The sequence below is a fragment of the Magnetococcales bacterium genome (assembly GCA_015231925.1).
In the GTDB taxonomy this organism is placed as follows: Bacteria; Pseudomonadota; Magnetococcia; order Magnetococcales; family JADGAQ01; genus JADGAQ01.
Genome location: JADGAQ010000354.1, coordinates 1 through 2,099 on the forward strand (window position 1 = coordinate 1; position 2,099 = coordinate 2,099).

Consider the following 2,099-nt stretch of genomic DNA (forward strand, 5'->3'; position numbering starts at 1 on the left):
ATGGTCCCCAGACCCCTGCAATAATGCAAAAATGAAACAGAAACGGAATCACCCGTTGGGGAAGATCGCATGTGGACCATCGGAAAACTGGCCAAACGTTTCGCCGTCTCCCGTTCGACGCTGCTCTATTATGATCGCATCGGGCTGTTGAGCCCCTCCTTGCGCAGCGGATCGAACTACCGGCTCTATGCCGAAAGCGATGTTCGGCGCATGGAACGCATCGCCATGCTGAAGGAGGCGGGGCTGCCCCTGGAGACGATCCACGCCCTGTGCGACGCCCCCGGCACGGCTCTGGAGCAGGAACTGGAAGCGCAACTGGGCCGCATCAATCGGGAGATTGCCCAACGCCGCGCCCAACAGCAACTCATCGTGCGCCTGCTCAAGGAGAAGGAGGTGCTGGCGGCCACCCGCCTGATGGACAAGGAGCGCTGGGTGGCGCTTCTGGAAGGGGCGGGCATGGACGACTCCGCCAAATGCCTCTGGCATGGTCTCTTCGAACAAACCGCACCGGAAGCCCACCAGGACTTTCTGGAGTCCCTGGGCATCGACGCGGAGGAGATCGCCCTGATCCGCGCCCGATCGCGGGAATGGTCCGCGCTCTCCGGCAAATAACCTTTTACGCAGTGAGGCGGGATGACCTAAAATCGACCGATCTGTGGGAAACCAAGCCTCTATTTTTTCCTGCACTCCTTGCACCGACAATGACGATGCCCTTGTTTTGGACCATGAGTTTTATCTTTATAAAACTGGTCCAAAGGCTTCCAAGTTTCACATTTTGAACATTTCTTTCCTTTAACGCCGTTTTGTTCAGTTATCATATTATTCCTTCCCATTGGTATTATACAACGATATCCTGAAAATTGAAGCAGTTACTGGCTATTCTATCGGTTAAAGTGGCAAATACTAACGATATATATTATTTGTTCGGTACGCAATAAAATACAACTCTAAAGCGATGCAAGTCTTTTTTCAACGACACCATTTTCTCAAGTCATTTGCATCGGAAGCGAGCAGTTACAGCTCTCTCAGAAGTTCCGGAAGATCCCTTGCTCCATGAAGAAAACGCAAGATCAGCGGAGGTTTTAACGACCCATCATAAACGATGATGTAGGGAAAACCGGCAAGTGGAAGAAAGCGCACGGGCAGGGAGGCCAGATCGGTGCGCATGCGACCGGACAAGGGATGATCTCCCAGGTTGCGAGCGGCCTGATAGACCGCATTCTTCAGTGCCTGGGCAGACATCGGGTTATCCTTGGCAATCCACCGTATAGCTTCGAGAAACTCCTTACGAGCCTGAGTGGATAGAATCGCCGCCGTCATCGAGAACGAAAGGACTCCTCGATGAGACCGTCCGCTTCGGCCATAACCTCCTCAAGGGAGTGCCCTCCGTTATTTTCCGTTTCGATCCTCACCGCATCCAGCATCTCCGAAAAGCGGGCACGCCGCTCCTCCCCTTCCTGAAGCAACCACAGAGCACTGCGAACCACCTCGCTGACGTTCTTGAAGCGCCCGCTCTCCACACAACCGCGTGTGAAGGATTCCAGTTCGGGGGTAAGGTGAACATTGGTGGACATGACACACTCCTTGACAGGCGCTGTTTGCCCAATGCTAGGCCAAGCCGACTTGCTTGGCAAGAACAATGCACTCATCCCACCATCCTGTTTACCACCCGGTCCCAGGGCGTTCAAACGCACTGCACCTGCACCATCCCCTCGAAAATCCTCACCGGAACTTTCAGGATACCCTCCAAGGCAGGCAGGGTAAGGGCTGCGCCGGACTCGACGGAAAAGCGTGCCCCGTGGCGTGGACAGGTCAGTTCGCGGCCCTGCACCTTGCCCGCAGAGATGGGGGAACCGTCGTGGGAGCAGCGATCCTCCAGGGCGAAGTAACGACCGTCCAGATTGAAGACCACCACGTCCCGCTCCGGCAACGCCACCAGCCGCCGGGTATGCGGGGGAAAATCGTCCACCGGAGCCACATTCAGCCATTCGTTCATGGTGTTTCGCCCCCTTGCTTGAGAGAATTACAAAACTGAGAAGAAAATATGTTTAATTTTCTTTGAAATATTTTTGTTTTATATTTTCTTGCAATTTGCAGTG

The 2,099-nt window shown here is 54.2% G+C and carries 4 protein-coding genes; 1 reads left to right on the top strand and 3 read right to left on the bottom strand.

Annotated features, from left to right (window positions below):
- Positions 1–69: 69 nt before the first annotated feature.
- Entirely contained in the window at positions 70–612 is a 543-nt protein-coding gene (locus HQL56_19745) for a MerR family transcriptional regulator (GenBank protein ID MBF0311751.1), read from the top strand.
- Positions 613–1,014: 402 nt separating this feature from the next.
- Here HQL56_19745 and HQL56_19750 read toward each other — a convergent pair whose 3' ends face one another.
- From HQL56_19750 to HQL56_19760, 3 genes are all read right to left on the bottom strand, one after another.
- The gene (locus tag HQL56_19750) at positions 1,015–1,320 is read right to left on the bottom strand and encodes a type II toxin-antitoxin system RelE/ParE family toxin (GenBank protein MBF0311752.1); all 306 of its coding nucleotides are present in this window, start codon (positions 1,318–1,320) and stop codon (positions 1,015–1,017) included.
- Positions 1,317–1,574, bottom strand: a complete 258-nt coding sequence (locus HQL56_19755) for a type II toxin-antitoxin system ParD family antitoxin (protein ID MBF0311753.1) — start codon at positions 1,572–1,574, stop codon at positions 1,317–1,319. Before HQL56_19755 ends, HQL56_19750 begins: the two co-directional genes overlap by 4 nt.
- A gap of 110 nt (positions 1,575–1,684) precedes the next feature.
- Positions 1,685–1,996, bottom strand: coding sequence for a Rieske 2Fe-2S domain-containing protein (locus tag HQL56_19760; protein ID MBF0311754.1), 312 nt, complete (start codon positions 1,994–1,996; stop codon positions 1,685–1,687).
- Positions 1,997–2,099: the final 103 nt, after the last annotated feature.